Genomic DNA, 16,352 nt, shown 5'->3' with positions numbered 1-16,352 from the left:
GCTGAAGAGCGCAGGGGAGGTGGTCTACCTTTGAGTAGGTCACCGCTGGACACTCAAAATAAGGAGATAATCCGTTCGTAGACGCTTTAGAAACGTTCGTTTAAGAAACGTGACAAACTCGGCCATAACATTTCCTGGCTCTCTGAGGTGGTCGGGTAGAAATGGACACGGCGAAAGTAACTTTCCCTTGTCATGGAAGCAGCAAAACCAGCCGGTAAACGGCACCGAACCAAGTATGATGCGGCCTTTCGAACCGAAGCAGTCCGCCGCGTAAGCCAGGATGGACAGGCGGCGACGCGTGTGGCGCAGGCGCTGGGCATGAGCGAGGCCGTCTTGGGCAAGTGGGTGCGGGCCGCCCGCACTCAGGCGGCACGCCCAGTAGGCAGCGAAGCGCTGGAGCAGGAAAACAAGCAGTTACGGGCCCAACTAGCTCGCGCGGAAATGGAGCGCGATATTTTAAAAAAAGCGCTGACCATCTTTTCACAACCGACGGGCCGATGAAACGCTTTGCTTTTATTGCCAGTCATACCGACCGCTGGCCGGTGCGCGAGCAGTGCCGCTTGCTGGGCGTCAGCCCCAGCGGCTACTACGCGTGGCGGCAGCGCGCGCCGGCTACAGCCGAGCAGGCGCTGCCCGCCTGGCAGGTAGCGGCCCAGCGCGTCTTCGCTACCCATGCCGGCCGCTATGGGCAACGCCGGCTGCGCGCCCAGTTGCGGCGCGAAGGCCACGCCGTGGGCCGGCAGCGTTTGCGCGGCTGGCTCAGCGCTAGTGGGTTACGTGCCCTCTGCACCCGCGCCAGTTCCCGGCCCCCGCGCACCACCCAAGCCGACCCGCAGGCCGTGGCCGCGGCCAACAAGCTCGCCAGCTGGCCGGCGGCCACCGCCCCCAATCAAATCTGGGTCGGCGACATCACCTACTTGGCCCTGGCCACGGGGCACTGGGCGTACCTGGCCTGCTGGCGCGATGCCTTTTCCCGGCGCGTGGTGGGCTGGCACGTGAGCGAATCGCTGCATACCGATTTGATTCTGACCGCCTTTAACCGGGCCGTAGCCGTCTGCCAGCCCCCGCCCGGTCTGCTCGTGCACGCTGACCGGGGCAGCCAGTACACCAGCGACGCCTTTACTACCCTGCTGGACCGCACCCAGGCTATTGCCAGCCTGAGCCGGCCCGGCAACCCGTATGATAACGCCCTGGCCGAAAGCGGCTGGAGTACGCTCAAAACCGAGCTACTACCCCGCGGGGCCTGCTTTGCCGACCTCGAAGAAGCCCGCCTCGAACTAGCCGAATACCTCGACCATTACTACAACACCCAGCGCCTGCACTCGGCTCTGGGCTACTGCACCCCGCTCGAAGTCGAATTGCACTACCGCTTTAACCTACCTTAGCTCCGTGTCCGTTTGAACCCGACCACCTCACTCGTTTACGAAATGACTCCGGGCCTAAATTAGCGTTTGCCTAAACTCCCCTCTGCACTTGTAACTTGAGCTATGGGCCGTGGTCTCCTGCTTTTCTGCTTTTGCTTCACCTACCATGTAATGCTCGGCCAAGGACCGTCGGTGCGTAAGGCCGAGCCAACGCAGTTGGTGGTGGATTCACGGACCCAGCTGGTTACTTTTTCGGCGGTTGTTCCAGCGCTTGGCCACTCCAAGGTTGCCCTCTTGGCGGCTGCCATTCACTGGTTAAAGGGCAGTACATCAGTGGAAAACGGGGAAGCGATTGTTTTCTACCCGCCAATAGGGGAAGTGAAATGCACCCGCTTTAATGGTGTAGTCACCCAGTCCGGCGGTTTGGATTATTATACCAAGCTCTGGTTTACGGTCACCGTTACAGTGGAAGATGGCGCGTACCGCTACCGGCTTGACCACTTCCGGTTTGAAAGCGACACCTCTCGGCCTTTGCTCCACAGTACTGAAGGGCCGATTGAACCGTTTATTTTCAAGACTCCTTCCAACCGCATCCTTCGCGAGGTAACGGAGGCTAAAGTGCTAGCAGTGAAGCGAACTGCCATGGGATTTATTGAAAATCTGCAAGTGAATATGGAGTAGCGGCACAAGGCTCCTTTCGGTGAACGTTTGGCAATTGGTCGGTACCAGGTGCTAACGAGCCGCTGTGACGTTGGGCAAGTTTAGAAAACCCGTCCATGATTCAACGTTTACGAAACGTGCTGAGGACATGAGTTTCTTAAACTCGAAACCAAATGCCTTCCCCAGCCAGCATAAGCGAACAGGATTTTGGGGGCAGTGGGTAAGGGCAACTATTCCCTCCCTCAGCTAGGAAAAGTCGAATAACATAAAAATTCTTATAGCCCCACTCTTGGAATCAGTGTGGGTTTTGGTCCAGCCGGCCGCTGCGCCCGGCGTGGTACTTTGACGTGGTATTAAGCTCCAATTTGGGCATTTACGAAATGTATCGCTGTGGCGCATTTCGTAAACATTCGTGGCGGTTGCAGAACCCACTAAGGGGCCAACCAACCGTATGGGCGAGTACCTAAACGTGTGTAGTAGGGTCCATTCTGGCTTGAGTAGGCTCGTTGAGCTTAGCACGTTGACCTGTTGGACTGAGTTCTGCAACCGCCACCACCGCTTTCATATTGCAGAACACGTCTACTACAGCCTTAGCAGACGTTTAGCGCCTTTCTGCTATAAGAAGGCCATAACAGGCCTATCCTAAGCCCCCGCCAAACGTGCCGCTAAATCTTCGATATCGACCCGACGGGCCAGCACTTCCAGCCACTCGGCCGGAATAGCGGCCTCGCCATACGCCAGCCCAGCTAAGCCGCCAGCGACTGCGGCGGTGGTGTCGGTGTCGTCGCCCAGGTTCACGGCGGCCAGCACGGTGGCGGCGTAGGTGTCGTGTTCTAGCAGGCACCACAGGGCCGCCTCTAAGGTGTCGACGACGTAGCCGGAGGAGGAGATGGCGCTTTCCGGTTGGTCAGGCAATGTTCCGGAAAGCACCCACTGTCGGTAATACTTGGCCTCCACAACCGCTGGAATGCTGCCCCTTTCCAACCAGGGATTCGCTAGTTGGCGCATCTGTAAAAAAGCAGCTGCGGGTGAGCGGCCTATCAGCAAGCTCCGCGCCACCAGCAGGTACAGAAAACAGCCCAGGGTGGAGCGCGGGTGCCCATGCGTGACGCTGGCAACGGCTTCCGTGAGCGCCCAGGCAGCGTTCAAATCCAGGTTTTCAGCTTGCCAGATTTCATGAAAAGCTAAGGGGAGAATGCGCATGAGCGCCCCGTTGCCGTTGTCGGACTCGGAGCTTGGACCGGCGGCCGTGGGAGCAATTCCGCGTTGCAGGCGACCGATGGCCGTGCTGGTGGCATTGCCCACGTCAAAGGTTTCGCCCGTCGCGGTCCAGTAAGCGTTATACCGCCAGTTGATGCTGCGCTGGGCAAAGTCGGCCAAATCTGGCGCGGCCGTGCGGCCAGTGGGGCGGGCCAGCGTTTCGGCCAGGCAGAAGGTGAGCGAAGAATCATCGGACCAGGTGCCGGCGGGCTGGCGGTGGGTACCGAAAGCGCGCATCCCGGTCACGGGGTCCTGGCGGCGGGCGACACGGGACAAAAACTCTACGGGGACGCCAAGGGCGTCGCCCACGGCCAGGCCCAGCAGGGCAGCACGAATAGCAGCAGAATGATTGAGCATCGGGAAAGGCTATTATCGGGATGGTTAATAGGGAAAAACAATACAGCGATTGGCTACTAGCCATAGGATAACGCATCTTCTCGGACACGTCTTGAAATCAGTGCGGTTTTTCTCATCTGCGCAACTGACTATCGACGTGGTACTTTGGCGGGGACTAGGTTCCCTTTTGAGCGTTTACGAAACGCATCCTGACAGGTCCTTTCGTAAATGCTCAATCGTAAGCGGGCTTCTCAGACTCGCCCCACTCGATAGGAGCACCCTCCACGTGTCGGGCTGGCTCCTGCCGTTCACCAAACCGAGGATTTTACTTTAAAGTCGTGACTTCCAATAGCTTGTTATCACTGCCGATAATGTAAAAAGAGTTGATTTGGATGTTGACTAGGATGTTGTTGGACAGGTCTTTAGGATACCGGACGGAGGATTCCGCTGGCACGACTAAGTCAATGGCATACATGTAGCTGGGGGTCACATACAACAAGTAGTGGGCCGCATACGACGTGCGGTGCTGCACCACGACGGTATCCACCCCATACAGCACGCCTTGTTGGAAGGTAAACTTCTTCACCACCGGGGTAAAACCCGTGTAGCGCTGAAGCAGCCGTTTAGCCGCGGCGTCCTGCTCGGAGCCCAAAACCTGGCGTAAGAACCGGGAAAAAGTGAACTTGACTAGAGAATCGGTTTCTGCTGGGTGCGCTGCGGTGAATGTGGCGCCCTTAACTCGGTATCGCCACACGACGGGCACGCACACAGTGTCGCCGTTAAGGTCGTAAACCTGCCAGTCCTTACTGGGTAGCGCCTCGCTCTTGTCGACGGTATAGGTATCTACCCGCGTGGGCTGTCCCGCCGCCAGCTCAGCCGCTGGGCGGTGGGTGGGGTCACTCTGACAAGAGAGTAGACCGCTTGCCCATAGAAGGCCGAGAAGGCAGGCAATAACAAAACGGGCAGAAGGAAGGGGCATAAATCCTGGAAGCAACGAAAACAGTGCACAAAGTAACCCCTCGCATCTGCGGTTATAGAATCACAATAATGGTAGGTTAGGTAAAGCCCTTTTACATTCTGTAAACGACCGTTTGCAGCACGTAAAAGGGCGTCTTATCGCTGGCTAAAGGCTGAATTAGCGACGTTTTCTTACTCCTTGCTACCCTTTTGTAGCTGGCGCAGGGTCAGGGGCGGTGGGGAAGGACCGCTCGGCTAGCGGCGGGTGCGCTGGCCGGGGTCACCCGCTAGTCGGAACGGCAGACAACGGTCAGGAATCCGGCGCTAGCGGTCGATCTCCAAAAACGGACGCCTACCCGGGGAGCAGGTGCGCGCCTAAGCCGGCCGTTACTCAGCTGCTAACCGGGTGCATTCGGTCCTCTTAGCTCCTGCTAGGCAAAGGGGCCGGCCTGCGAAGGCCGCCGTTGCGGCTTGGCGTCGGAGGAGCGTACCAGCAGCATGCCACCCTGAAGCGGAAGTAGCTGCGCAAGGCCGGGTGGCGGGGGCGGCACGCAGCCGAGGAGACGACGCGTCGGCAGCAGGTATTCGCAATGGACTGGGCGCAGCAGGGGCCAAGCGCAGTGGCGGGGGTACGCGAGGGAACCAGTAAACAGCCCGTATTCATTATCTATTTGAAAAACAGTATTTTATAGATAATATCTAAAGTAAATTAAATCACGATGTGCATTAAAATACTGTAAATCAATAAAATATTGAAAAATAGGTGTCAGTTGACCGATATCGGTCGTATCGGTCCGGGTATCGGTCATATCGGTCCGGATATCGGTCGTATCGGTCATATCGGTCCGGATATCGGTTGACCGATGGGCCATATTGGTCCGGATATTGGCCATATCGGTCGTATCGGTCCGGATATCGGCGATATCGGCCCGCTATCGGTTGACCGATGGGCCATATCGGTCTGGATATCGGTTGACTGATGGGCGATATCGGCCCGCTATCGGTTGACCGATGGGCCATATCGGTCTGGATATCGATTGACTGATGGGCGATATCGGCCCGCTATCGGTTGACCGATGGGCCACACCGGGCCAAAAGGCCTAAAAATAGCCTTTGCAGGCTATCTAACGGTCAGCGCGCTGGCTGGCTGCTCGTACGGGCACGCTAAAAGACCGGGTTAGCTAACCGTTCCCCCTAGCTGGTAGACCCATCTGCTCGTGTTTAACGCGTGCTGCGCGTATTTACGACCCGGTTAACTACGAAAGCGGGCCAGCGGGCTGACTAAAACGAAGTGCTTCTCCCCACTTGCTTACCATAAGGCCAATTATAAGACGCGTTTTTATTCAACAATGCTTCTTTGAAATTAGCTTGTCTCTGATTCAATCCGGTTCATGCTTCAGGGAAGCGTACAAACCGATACCCGGACCGATAGGACCGATAGGACCGATACCTGGACCGATATCCGGACCGATAGGACCTATACCCGGACCGGTAGGACCGATAGGACCGGTATCGGTCCTACCGGTCCGGGTATAGGTTGACTGATGGGCCACATCGGGCCAAAAGGCCTAAAAATAGGTTTGATAGGCTATCTAACGGTCGGCGCGTTGGCTGGCTGCTCGTGCGGGCACGCTAGAAGACCGGGTTAGCTAACCTAAGTTGCGGGGTAGTGTGAGGCGGTCAATTCCCCTCCTTAGCCAATAGAGGGGACGTTGGCGCGAAGCGGCAACGTCCCCTCTATTGGCTAAGGAGGGGAATTGACCGCCTCACACTACCCCGCAACTTGAATTTGCTACTGGATGGTGACGCGCAGGTAGCGCACCTGCTGGCCGGTTTGCAGGCGCACCACGTACAGGCCGGTGGCTAGGCCGGGGGCGGCCACGGCTACCTCGCGCAGCTCGCCGGCGGCCAGGCTGCCGCTGTAGAGCGAGCGCACGCGGCGGCCCTGCCCGTCCAGCAATTCGAGCTGGGCGGGGCCATCGGCGGCGGCCAGCAGGCGCACCCGGAACTGGCCGTCGCTAGGGTTGGGGGCGGCCTCGAAGGTGAAGGGGCCGGCGGCCGTGGCGGCGGGCGCGGCGGCTACCAGCGCTGCCGTGGTGGCCGGCGACACGGTGATGCTGACCGTGCCGAGCGAGTAGAGCACGGGCGTGCAGGCCTCCAGGCCGCCGTACTCGACGAGGTAGCCGGCGGTGGTGCCGCCGGTGTTGCAGTCGTCGGCATCGTTCCAGAGGCCCGAGTTGCCGTAGAGGATGCCATAGTCTTCGCCGGCGGGGCGGTACTGGTTTTGGTAGTCGTCGGGCTGGCCGGGCAGCCAGTTGGTGTAGGCCAGGCCGTAGCCGCTGGCATTGCCCTTCCAGATGAGCGTGCCCGCCTCGGGGCCGGTGGTCCAGCGCCAGTCGCCTTCCACAGCGGCGTCGGAGGCCCCGAACCAATACTGCCCCTCGGCCCGGCCGGTCAGAAACTCCTTTTCGCCCGCGAAGGTGATGGTGGCCAGGTAGCCCTGCACGCCCCGGTAGGTGCGGGCGGCGGCGGCCGCCTTGGCGGCCGACCAGCAGATGCCGGGGGCGCTCACGAACTCGTAGTAGTGCCCCGTGCCCGGCGAGGCGATAACCGGCCCGGTTTCCTCCACCACGTAGGTCAGCGTGAAGGTGCCCCTGGAGGCCAGGGTGGGCGTGTAGGTGTAGCTGCCGTCGGCATTGGTGGTGAGCGAGCCGATGCTGGGCTGCCCCACGCTGGCCACCCGCAGGGGGCGCCCTAGGGGGTCGGTATCGTTGGCCAGCAGCTGGGCCGCCGTGAAGGTGAATGGCTGACTGGCGCTGGTGGCGAAGCGGTCGGTGGCGGTAACGGGCTGGTTGAGGGTGCGGTTGCAGGCCGCGGGCGGGGTGGTGGTGGTGGTTTGCGTGTACTTGATGGTGGCGTAGTCCGTGCTGGTGGTGCCTTCCGAGTTGCCCGTCACGTACACGTTGCCGGCGGCATCCACGGCCACGCTCTGGGCGTCGTCGCGGTTGTTGGCGGGGCCGTTGTAGCTGGCCGTCCACACCTGCTGGCCGCTGGCCGCGGCGTATTTCACGGTGAGGTAGTCGCTGTTGCTGCTGGTGGTGTTGGACGACCCCGTGACGTAGGCATTGCCCTCCGCATCGAGGGCCAGGCCGTGGGCCACGTCCGAGTTGTTGGCCGGGCCGTTGTAGCGGGCCAGCCACTGGCGCTGGCCGGTGGCGGAGTATTTCACGGTGGCGTAGTCGCTGCCCGTGCCGCTGCCGGTCGAGTAGCCCGTGACGACCACGCTGCCCGCCGCATCCACGGCCGTGGCCACCGGGTAGTCGGTGCCGCCGGCCGGGCCGTCGTAGCGGGCCGTCCACAGCTGCTGGCCGGTGGTGGAGTACTTCACCGTCAGGTAGTCGCCGTTCGAGCCGTTTACCGCCAGGTACGAGAAACCGCTCACGTAGGCATTGCCAGCGGCATCTACCGCGATAACGCGGCCCTCGTCGTAGCCCCCGTTCGGGCCGTCGTAGAGGGTGGCCCACAGCTGCTGGCCGCTGGGCGAGTACTTCACGGTGGCAAAGTCGCCGCCCGAGCTGGTTTCGGCGGTGCGGTACGAGATGCCCGTCACGTACACGTTGCCGGTTGCGTCGAGGGCTAGGGCCTGGGCAAAGTCGCGGCCCCCACCGGGCCGGTCGAAGCGGGCCAGCCACAGCGGCTGGCCGGCAGGGGAGTACTTAATGGTGAGGAAATCCCCGTTGGGGTCCGTCCCGTTCGAGTCGCCGGTCACGAACACGTTGCCCGCCGCATCCACGGCCAGGCCGTAGGCGTTGTCGTCGCCATTGTTGGGGCTGGCGTAGCGGGCCACCCACAGCTGCTCGCCGCTGGGCGAGTACTTGATGGTGGCCCAGTCGCTGCGGCCGCTGGCGTCGGGCGAGTTGCCCGTCACGTAGGCGTTGCCGGCCGCGTCTACTACCAGGGCGTGGGGCTCGTCGGCCTGGCGGCCGGCCGGCCCGTCGTAGCGGGCCACCCACAGCTGCTGCCCGCCGGGCGCGTACTTGATGGTCACGTAGTCGCTAGGCCCCGTCGCCGACGTGCCCGTCACGAACACGTTGCCGGTAGCATCCACGGCCACCACGCGGCCATAATCGTAGCTCTGGGCGCGGAAACCCGCCGGCCCATCGTAGCGGGCCACCCAGGCCTGGGCTACGGTGGTGCTGGTGGTTTGGCCCAGGCTGGCGGGCACTGCGGCCAGGAAAGCTGCCGCGAGCAGCAGGAAGCGGGTAAAAAGTTGTTTCATAATAAAACGGAGAAGTGGGTAGGTACCCGGCGGCCGGTGCGAAAGAAGGGCCGAGGGCTGGCTCATGAAAAGCCGGTGAAAGGTAAGCACTTTGAGGCGCGGAATAGTAGTATTCGTTCATTAAATATTGCTATGGAGGACTTGCGCAAAGTTGTCTGCCATGGCGAGCCTGCGAAGCAAGCGCAACCCGGACGACACTCGAACAGCTCGTTCTGGTGCGCTTGCCGCGCTTCGCTCGTCATGACAGACGACTTTGCGTAAGTTCTAGCTAACCCAAGTTGCGGCCTATAAGCCAACTTGGTCGAGGGCGTGGGCAAAGATGAACAGCGCAATTTTTAAGGCAAAGCCAGCGGCCGTGACGGCGTGAATCTGCTTGGGAAAGCGGGCCGTGAGCTGACTGAAGCAGGTTTTAATACCCTTGCGAAAGTACTGGAGCAGAAAGGTTTGCGCCGGATGATGCGGGCGCTTGCTGTTTTTGCGGCGAGCTGTCTGCTGCTGGCTGCCACTGGCCTCGTTAAAGAGGTCTTCAGCGGCGTAGTCCGTGTAGCCGGCATCGGTATAGAGGACACTGCCCGCGGGCAGGTCCAGCGGCAAGCCGCGCTGGCCGGTTTGCTCCGACTCGGCACCGGCATGGATATGGAACTCGACGGGGATGCCGTCACTGGTGGCCACGACCTGCACTTTTAGGCCGTAAAACCAACTGCGCTTACTGGCGCAGCGGCCGTGATAGGCTTTACCTCTCAGCAGCTTACAGCGCGGGATACGCGTGTTATGACACACGGCTACCGGAAAAGAGTCCAGCACATAGCGCGCCTCGGTGTGCAGGTGTTTGAGCATGTCACCCAACGTGGCGAACAGGGAGCGGAGCGTATCGGAGAGGGCATGCAGGCGACGGACGAAGCCACTCTTATCCAGGCGGTTCTGCCCCCAGTGCTGTTCCATGTAGTGCTTGGCCACCACCAGGTTACCCCCAAAAAAGCGCGCGGCCACCAGGGCCGTAGTCAGCACCTGGGCATCGGTCAAGCGCCGGCCTGAAGCCGGGGGCGGGGTGCGGGCGGGGCGTGTAAAGCGGATTAAATCATCGAGGACGCAGTACATGGCAACAGTCTGTTCGCGCATGGTCAGCAGGAGTTGAAGGGGTCAGATACTTCAAACCTAGCCTGTTCACGCCGAACAGACTTTTTTATGACTCCACCCTACCCCGCAACTTGGGTTAGCTAAGCGTTTCCCCTAGCCGGTAGCCTCATCTGAGCGTGTTTAACGCGTGCTGCTTGTGTTTACGACCCGGTTAACTACGAAATCGGGCCCGCGGGCTGACTAAAACGAAGCGCTGCTACCCACTTGCTTACCATAAGGGGAATTATAAGACACCGAAATGTTTACTTTTTGGGCTGCTGCTCGCATAGCGTTTACTTCTGCCACCTGCTATCTTGCCCATGAAAACAGATGTTACCAGAGTTTGCCGCTTTTCGCGCCGTGTGGGTGGAAATAACGAGCTCGGCCTACAGCCATGGCGGACCAGGCTGGAATTTTGGCACCTGTTTATGGAGCCCTTCGGTCGACGGAGGTGGGGCCGCCCGCTATCAAGTCATGTGGGAACCCGAAGCGGGCGATTTGGTCCTGCATTTCTATCGGCATACCTGGGAGGGTCGGCCTTCTTGCACGCAACTCTGCGGTTTCTCCTTGGTGCACCACGCGTGCCGCGAAGTGACCTTGCCGCCCCCGACCCCCCGGCGCTGGGTAGCACCGGCCTACTATCGACTTGACCTAACCGGGTATGAGCCCTTAGCCTCGCGGCTCAATCCCGAAGAGTTAAATAAGCAGCCCGACTACTTAGCGCGCGTGCGGCAAGAGCTCATGCCTAACCGGCCAGCGCATTATCCCTTTAGCTCCTATTGCCCTCTAATCCGCGTCACCCAAGGCCAGTACTTGACCCGGTGCACGGCTCACTTGTATCAGGTGCTACAGGATGCCCTAGGCTTAGCCCACCCGCCTTTAGAAACAGCTCCCGCGCCCGCGGGGCCTGCTCGTCGGCCGACCGAGTATCAAGAAGGCCAGCGCAAGTTGCGCGAAGCCTATTTCTTCACGCGTAACCCGCGCTTAGCCGCCGAAGCCAAACGGCTGCGTAATTACACCTGCGAAGTCTGTAGCTTCAATTTTCGCCAGCACTACGGCGCGCTCGGGGTAGGCTTTGCCGAATGCCACCATAAAAACCCGCTGGCTGAGCGGCCCGAAGAGCTCTGGTCACAGGCCTTGACTACGTCACTCGACGACGTAGTCGTGGTGTGCGCCAATTGCCACCGGATGCTGCACCGCCAACGGCCCGCGTTGAGTGTCGAAGTCTTACGCACCCGCTGGGAAGCAGCTAACCAGTAAAAGCTAACCGTCCAGTGGGTAGCGCTAGGCGCGGCAAGATACCCACAGTAGCTAAGTCGCGAAAGAATTTGCTTGACTTAACTAGTTATCAGTCATTTATTTAAAAGAATCTTCGTGAGCACTTCCTATCAACTCCACGACCCGTCCCTGGAATCGCAGTGGCACGCCATCATTCTATTTGGGAAGAACTCGGCCACGTACAAGTTTGCCTTTGCGCAAGCGCTGCTTAAACTTGTCGGCACGGAAACGACGACTATCAGCCTGGCTGACTTAGTCGAACCCTTCTCCCGGCATTTGGTGCGTCACCTGCAGCAGCATGACAAGCAGAGAAGCGCTTCGTCTAGCAAGTTTCTCACGGCCTGTCGGCGCTTTATCGCCCAGGAGCTGTCGCAGGTCGACCTACTGGCTCAAACTGAACGGCTGGGCTTTGTGAACGTAATAGACGCCTTTCAAGTGGTCAATAGTGGCCTGGTTCCCCGTCCTTTCTACGAGAAGCATCTTGTCAACAGCAAGCCTCAGTTGGTGCTCACCGATGCGCTGCTGCAACTCAAAAACTCGTTTCACTTTCAGAATTTTGCCCTCGAAGCCGATGCCCGGTGGCAGCTAGTAGAGACAGCCTAGAACCTGCAGCTCAACCCGAATCTGCTAGAAGTACAGCACAATGAACTGCACGGCCTGTTCTTTTTAGAGCACAGCCTATTGCGCCGCGTCAATATCACCTCGGTGCGGGAAGCGCTCAATTGACGTCGGCCAAGGAAGGTATAACTCCGGTAAAGTCTGCGCGGCTGGTAGTCGTGTAATGCGGCCAGTGAAGTTACTATTGCGCGAAGGCACCCATAGGAAGCCCGAGCAGCAAACACAACAGGCGAAGTAGAAACCACCGGGAATTTACATTGCAAAGTATTGACGATTGGGGAAAGCCCCAGGAAAAAACTTTTGATCTAATCAGTTTAGTGTACTGACACCAGTTGAGCCAAGTCGTAGCCAAGCACTGTAGCGCCTGCGTCGGCCATACCGACGAGGGTGAAGGGTACCTGGGTATAGAAGCTATAAGTAGCGCAGCCAATGGGGCTGCGGCTGCTGTCGGCTGGTATCTCCACGGCCCGCTTCGGGGCATCAGGGTTGAGCAGGAAGGTCACGTCGCCGGTTAGGGTGCGGTCGGGGGTGCCAGTCATCTCCGCTTTAAGAAACAATACCTGACCTCCCTCGACGGACGAAGTCGAGATAACGGTGACGGACAACTGCCGCTGGTTGTCGGCAGCGGGCAACGGGCCAAATAGTTGGGCGCTGGGGTCAGTGCCTGCCGTAGCCGGGGCTGCCATAAACTTGGCCAACTGCTGGTTCCATTGGTCTGGGGGAGTGGTGAGGGCCGCGTCGGTCTGGGGTGGCAGTACGGGAGCCGCCACCGTTTTGGCCGCGTTGCTGCGGATGGCTTGCCGTAGCACAGTGGCTTGCTCTGCATTCTGAGCAGCACCTTGCGTTTGGAGGGCATCCGTCTGGGCTTGCAGAGTGCTGGTAGCGGCGGCCGTGTCGAGGGTACGCTGATTGCTGTCAATGACTAGGGCCTTGGTTTCGGTAGCCTCGGTAGCCAGCTGCTGGGTGCGCTCCTCAATGGCCGCCGTGCGCCGGTCTAGGTCTTCTACCCGGTTGTCGGCCCGCGCCTGGATATTGGCGTAGTAAATACGGGTCCATATGTACGCGGCCAAAAAGCCGATTACCGCGAAGATGACAACCAGCAGCTGAGGCACTACCATGTTGATGCCTGCTGCCCGCCCGATAAGCTTGCCCAGCGTAGCTAGGTGGTTAGCAATTTCGGATAGTTCTACCAGCCCGACGCCGATAATGATTTTAGTTAGCCAGTCCGACACCTGCTCCAGACTGGTGCTGGGCTGCGTAGTACTTCCGTTAGCCCCGCTACCGACAGGCTGGGTAGCGGGGCTAACGTGCGGAATACCAAATAAAAATCCCACAACGCCGCCGGCGCTCAGGCAGCACAGTGCCAAGAGCATGAATACTACCCCCGGTTGCAGGCGCGGGCTGGTGCCCAGGTGCCGGGCCAGCGCTAGGCCAGTGCAAAGCAGCCCGGCGATAACTACCCAGAAAGGGAGCTCTCCCTTTGCCAGGCCAGTGAAGCGGGTCAGGTCGAAAAGCGCTGGCTTTACGGCCAGTGCATCATTATATTTTGGAACATTAGTATTTCTAGCAGGCGAAGCATTGGCTACAAGCGGGGGCACCGCCGGAGCGGTAGCAGAAGTGGAAGGAGCCATTAGGCAGCAGAGGGGCTAGGCGTGAACATAGAAAGAGGGCTCGATGCTGCCAAAACCATTGGCTAAGTGACCATAGTTGAAATTAACGCTACCAGCCTGCGCAATAGCCGGGCCCTGTGCTGTGATGGCACCGGGGCGTACTACCACTGTATGGCCGTGCCCACCAGTCGGGTTTGCCCAAATGGCAATAGCTACTTTGCCCTCGTTGGCAAATTGCTGGGCAGTGGCGGCATCGGCTGGCTGCCAGCCGTAATTTTTCACGCCATATTCACGCATCCAGGCGGCCCCGCCATTGATTGTTATTTCCGAGGCTCCGGCTTGCAGTGGGGCCGCAATAGCCCCATCGGGCATAATCCAGTGGGGCATGGGGCAGTCCAGGGCCCGCGTCACGTCCCAGACGAAAATGTTGCAGTAGGTGCAGCCCTCCCCGGGCAGGTAGCGCGGGTTGTACCCCACCGCTAGCTGGTCAATAACCTCGTTGTAGAGGGCGGTGCTGCGATTAGCAGGCGTGCTGGTTACGGGTGGGAAAATCAGAGCCGACCGGTCAATGTTAGTAGTTCCTAGGGCCGGATGGATACCGTCGTAGCCAGCAGCCACCGGGCTCGCAGGAGTAGCCGGGTCAGTGGGGCAGGGAATATTAATCAGCTGGCCTACCTGCACGGTGTTAGGATTGCTAATCTGCTGGTTGGCGGCTAGTAGCTCCGGCAAAGGCAGGTGATGAGCATCGGCAATGGCACTGAGTGTATCGCCGGGTTGGAGCTGGTAGGTTTCGTCGATAGTCATACGAATGGGAAAATGGGGGGCGAATAAAAGGACGGCCCACTTGCCGACTGCCAATAGTGCAGGGAAGCAGGACAAAACCGGGCAGCACTAACGATTTACCAATGAATACCCGCAAAAAGCAGAGCCAATTCGGGCTTATCGATAGCGCTAGCTAAGCGGTGACTAAAGCCGGTTGATATTCATGCATGCCTTCGGTAGTGCGAAATCAATGTGCCTACCCCAGTCGCTACGGGTTTAGGCCGTACCAGGCAGTGGGTTGCTATTGGAAATACCTGTCACCTCAGCATAGATGTTGAGACTGGCCGATCCAAATGCCACTCGCTCGCCGTACAGCGCCTCGCCGTTGGCCTGCGTGAACTGAAAGCCTGGCAGACATAGGTGTATTGGCCTGCCTAGCCAGCGGGAGCGATTCAGTACCCCAGGCGCTCTAGCCTGGTTTACAGCTAGGTATTGAGGCTACGGCTTTGGAATAAATTGCCGATGCCTGCTGAACTTGGTAGTAATGGGCGTAGTGGTCTTTGCTCATGCGAAGAGAGGAAGTGATTCGAGAGTAGCCATTTTGTGATGGGTCAGGTTGACAACCTGCATGCCGTGCCTACCCTGTTTACTTTGAAAGCACGGTGCTCATGCTTGTAGGTAACACAAAGCAACTGCCCACCTAATCGAATATTTAACGTAGAACTACATGTTTTAAAAACACGTGGTTCTACTTGATTTAGCCTTGGTTGCTATTTATAAGTCTGCAGTCCGCGATAGTGTACCTGAAACGAACAAGGAGGATACTACCGCCTGCATCCCATGAATAAGGTGCTGAATATTAGTAGATTGCCTACTGGTATATTGTCTACTGCGCCAGAGAAACACATACAACCCTGCAGTGGAAAGGGCGTGCGCAGGTCAAGTTGTGCCGCATAACGCCGACATTCCGCTCTCAGCTACCTAAAGCCTAACCACTTTAAAAGCCATTTTCAAACTACGTCCCACATTCTACGCCGCGCAACATGAGTTTCCTCACTCGCTGGGTGGGTAGTTACTGCGATGAAACCTAAGCCCGGGCGCAAACACAAGATTTTGACTGGTAACCAGCTATTAATTGGTGCAAAAACGGGTATTTCTACGTGTAGGCTAAGTTATCAAAAGCAATTTCCTTTGTGGCCTTGGTAAGCCAGTGCTACTACAGCTGACACTAGAGCATGAGGACAATCATCTTTGGCTCCCACTAGTTTAGGAGGATGCGTCGTCACGAAATAACTGATCGTCAATGGGCCGTGGTCGCGCCCCTCTTATCGGGCAAGGTCACGGACTGCGGCGTCACAGCCAAAGATAACCACCTGTTTTTCAATGCATTCGCCTGGCTCATGCGCACCGGTGTGCCGTGGGCGGATTTGCCCGCCCTCTTCGGCAAGTCTACTTCGGTATGCCGACGCTTCCGGCGCCTGGCCCAAAAAGGGGTGTGGGAAAAGTTGTTGGAAGCCTTAAAAGCCCCGGACCTAGACTGGGTCATGCTCGATTCGACGGTGCTACGCACACACCAACACGCGGCGGGCCAAAAAAAAGCGACCCCGTCACCGAATGTCTGGGCCGTAGTCGCGGCGGAGTGAGCACTAAAATCCACGCCTGCCCCGACGCGCTGGGCACCGCCGTGCGCCTGTTGGCCACCGGCGGCCAAGCCGGGGATAGCCCGCAGGCCCTGCCCTTGCTCGAAGGCTTAAACCCAGGTCGGCCTACGACAGTGACGGAACCCGCGCCTATTGTGCGCAGCATCGCATCGAAGCCGTCATTCCCCATCGTCCCAACCGGTTGGAACCTGCCAAGGTAGAAGCAGAAACCTACCGCGACCGCAACAAGATCGAACGCTTTTTTGGCCGCTTGAAACAGTACCGGCGCCTGACCACGCGCTACGAAAAACTGTCGTTTCTTTATTGGCCCTTTGGCACATCGCCGCGGCCCTTGATTGGCTGCGCTGATTGTCCTCACGTCTTAGTGCTTTTATGGCACCGATAAACCCGCTGCCTGCCATATATAGCAGGTAGTATATTCCCTCCTTACTCAGTGTAATGAGCGCTCGTG

The 16,352-nt window shown here is 58.9% G+C and carries 12 protein-coding genes and 1 pseudogene; 7 read left to right on the top strand and 6 right to left on the bottom strand.

The window, feature by feature from the left end; translation table 11 throughout:
* Positions 1 to 192: 192 nt before the first annotated feature.
* The 3 genes from E4631_RS24265 (at position 193) to E4631_RS24255 (ending at position 2,045) form a co-directional block, all read left to right on the top strand.
* Positions 193 to 501 (top strand): transposase, encoded by a 309-nt coding sequence (locus E4631_RS24265; protein WP_133656744.1) that lies wholly within the window; start codon positions 193 to 195, stop codon positions 499 to 501.
* Positions 498 to 1,385 (top strand): IS3 family transposase, encoded by an 888-nt coding sequence (locus E4631_RS24260; protein ID WP_133656743.1) that lies wholly within the window; start codon positions 498 to 500, stop codon positions 1,383 to 1,385. Before E4631_RS24265 ends, E4631_RS24260 begins: the two co-directional genes overlap by 4 nt.
* Before the next feature lie 102 nt (positions 1,386 to 1,487).
* Positions 1,488 to 2,045 carry a hypothetical protein gene (locus E4631_RS24255; RefSeq protein ID WP_133656742.1) on the top strand — a complete coding sequence of 186 codons (558 nt, stop codon included), beginning with the start codon at positions 1,488 to 1,490 and terminating at the stop codon, positions 2,043 to 2,045.
* A 621-nt stretch (positions 2,046 to 2,666) separates the two neighbouring features.
* On the opposite strand, the gene E4631_RS24250 is transcribed toward E4631_RS24255, so the two are convergent.
* The 4 genes from E4631_RS24250 to E4631_RS24225 form a co-directional block, all read right to left on the bottom strand.
* Complete coding sequence (locus E4631_RS24250) at positions 2,667 to 3,641, bottom strand: ADP-ribosylglycohydrolase family protein (RefSeq protein WP_174805447.1); 975 nt, start codon at positions 3,639 to 3,641, stop codon at positions 2,667 to 2,669.
* 304 nt (positions 3,642 to 3,945) lie between these two features.
* Positions 3,946 to 4,599, bottom strand: coding sequence for a hypothetical protein (locus E4631_RS24245; protein WP_133656741.1), 654 nt, complete (start codon positions 4,597 to 4,599; stop codon positions 3,946 to 3,948).
* A 1,770-nt stretch (positions 4,600 to 6,369) separates the two neighbouring features.
* Positions 6,370 to 8,856, bottom strand: coding sequence for an SBBP repeat-containing protein (locus E4631_RS24230; RefSeq protein ID WP_133656740.1), 2,487 nt, complete (start codon positions 8,854 to 8,856; stop codon positions 6,370 to 6,372).
* Positions 8,857 to 9,141: 285 nt separating this feature from the next.
* Positions 9,142 to 9,975 carry an IS982 family transposase gene (locus tag E4631_RS24225; RefSeq protein ID WP_133656739.1) on the bottom strand — a complete coding sequence of 278 codons (834 nt, stop codon included), beginning with the start codon at positions 9,973 to 9,975 and terminating at the stop codon, positions 9,142 to 9,144.
* Between the two features lie 945 nt (positions 9,976 to 10,920).
* Between E4631_RS24225 and E4631_RS26125 the strand changes: the two genes are divergently transcribed.
* Positions 10,921 to 11,232, top strand: a complete 312-nt coding sequence (locus tag E4631_RS26125; RefSeq protein WP_205704306.1) for an HNH endonuclease — start codon at positions 10,921 to 10,923, stop codon at positions 11,230 to 11,232.
* A 114-nt stretch (positions 11,233 to 11,346) separates the two neighbouring features.
* Positions 11,347 to 11,853 (top strand): hypothetical protein, encoded by a 507-nt coding sequence (locus E4631_RS24215; RefSeq protein ID WP_133656737.1) that lies wholly within the window; start codon positions 11,347 to 11,349, stop codon positions 11,851 to 11,853.
* Between the two features lie 329 nt (positions 11,854 to 12,182).
* On the opposite strand, the gene E4631_RS24210 is transcribed toward E4631_RS24215, so the two are convergent.
* Together E4631_RS24210 and E4631_RS24205 are read right to left on the bottom strand one after the other, a co-directional pair.
* Complete coding sequence (locus tag E4631_RS24210) at positions 12,183 to 13,499, bottom strand: hypothetical protein (RefSeq protein ID WP_133656736.1); 1,317 nt, start codon at positions 13,497 to 13,499, stop codon at positions 12,183 to 12,185.
* A gap of 15 nt (positions 13,500 to 13,514) precedes the next feature.
* Positions 13,515 to 14,282, bottom strand: coding sequence for a LysM domain-containing protein (locus E4631_RS24205; protein ID WP_133656735.1), 768 nt, complete (start codon positions 14,280 to 14,282; stop codon positions 13,515 to 13,517).
* Positions 14,283 to 15,514: 1,232 nt separating this feature from the next.
* On the opposite strand from E4631_RS24205, the gene E4631_RS24200 reads away from it, so the two are divergent.
* Positions 15,515 to 15,883, top strand: a complete 369-nt coding sequence (locus E4631_RS24200) for an IS5 family transposase (RefSeq protein ID WP_133656734.1) — start codon at positions 15,515 to 15,517, stop codon at positions 15,881 to 15,883.
* 133 nt (positions 15,884 to 16,016) lie between these two features.
* Positions 16,017 to 16,286: pseudogene (locus E4631_RS24195) on the top strand (transposase); the annotation flags it as partial.
* Positions 16,287 to 16,352 lie beyond the last annotated feature (66 nt).

This window comes from Hymenobacter sp. UV11, from assembly GCF_004684095.1.
In the GTDB taxonomy this organism is placed as follows: Bacteria; Bacteroidota; Bacteroidia; order Cytophagales; family Hymenobacteraceae; genus Hymenobacter.
The sequence above is the reverse complement of the archived record's forward strand: the minus strand, read 5'-3'. Positions and strand labels throughout refer to the sequence as shown.

What these genes read in the sequence shown, in the direction of transcription:
- E4631_RS24265 (WP_133656744.1), top strand. Translation starts at nt 193, where the DNA reads ATGGAAGCAGCAAAACCAGCCGGTAAACGGCACCGAACCAAGTATGAT.
- E4631_RS24260 (WP_133656743.1), top strand. Translation starts at nt 498, where the DNA reads ATGAAACGCTTTGCTTTTATTGCCAGTCATACCGACCGCTGGCCGGTG.
- E4631_RS24255 (WP_133656742.1), top strand. Translation starts at nt 1,488, where the DNA reads ATGGGCCGTGGTCTCCTGCTTTTCTGCTTTTGCTTCACCTACCATGTA.
- E4631_RS24250 (WP_174805447.1), bottom strand. Translation starts at nt 3,641, where the DNA reads ATGCTCAATCATTCTGCTGCTATTCGTGCTGCCCTGCTGGGCCTGGCC.
- E4631_RS24245 (WP_133656741.1), bottom strand. Translation starts at nt 4,599, where the DNA reads ATGCCCCTTCCTTCTGCCCGTTTTGTTATTGCCTGCCTTCTCGGCCTT.
- E4631_RS24230 (WP_133656740.1), bottom strand. Translation starts at nt 8,856, where the DNA reads ATGAAACAACTTTTTACCCGCTTCCTGCTGCTCGCGGCAGCTTTCCTG.
- E4631_RS24225 (WP_133656739.1), bottom strand. Translation starts at nt 9,975, where the DNA reads ATGCGCGAACAGACTGTTGCCATGTACTGCGTCCTCGATGATTTAATC.
- E4631_RS24210 (WP_133656736.1), bottom strand. Translation starts at nt 13,499, where the DNA reads ATGGCTCCTTCCACTTCTGCTACCGCTCCGGCGGTGCCCCCGCTTGTA.
- E4631_RS24205 (WP_133656735.1), bottom strand. Translation starts at nt 14,282, where the DNA reads ATGACTATCGACGAAACCTACCAGCTCCAACCCGGCGATACACTCAGT.
- E4631_RS24200 (WP_133656734.1), top strand. Translation starts at nt 15,515, where the DNA reads ATGCGTCGTCACGAAATAACTGATCGTCAATGGGCCGTGGTCGCGCCC.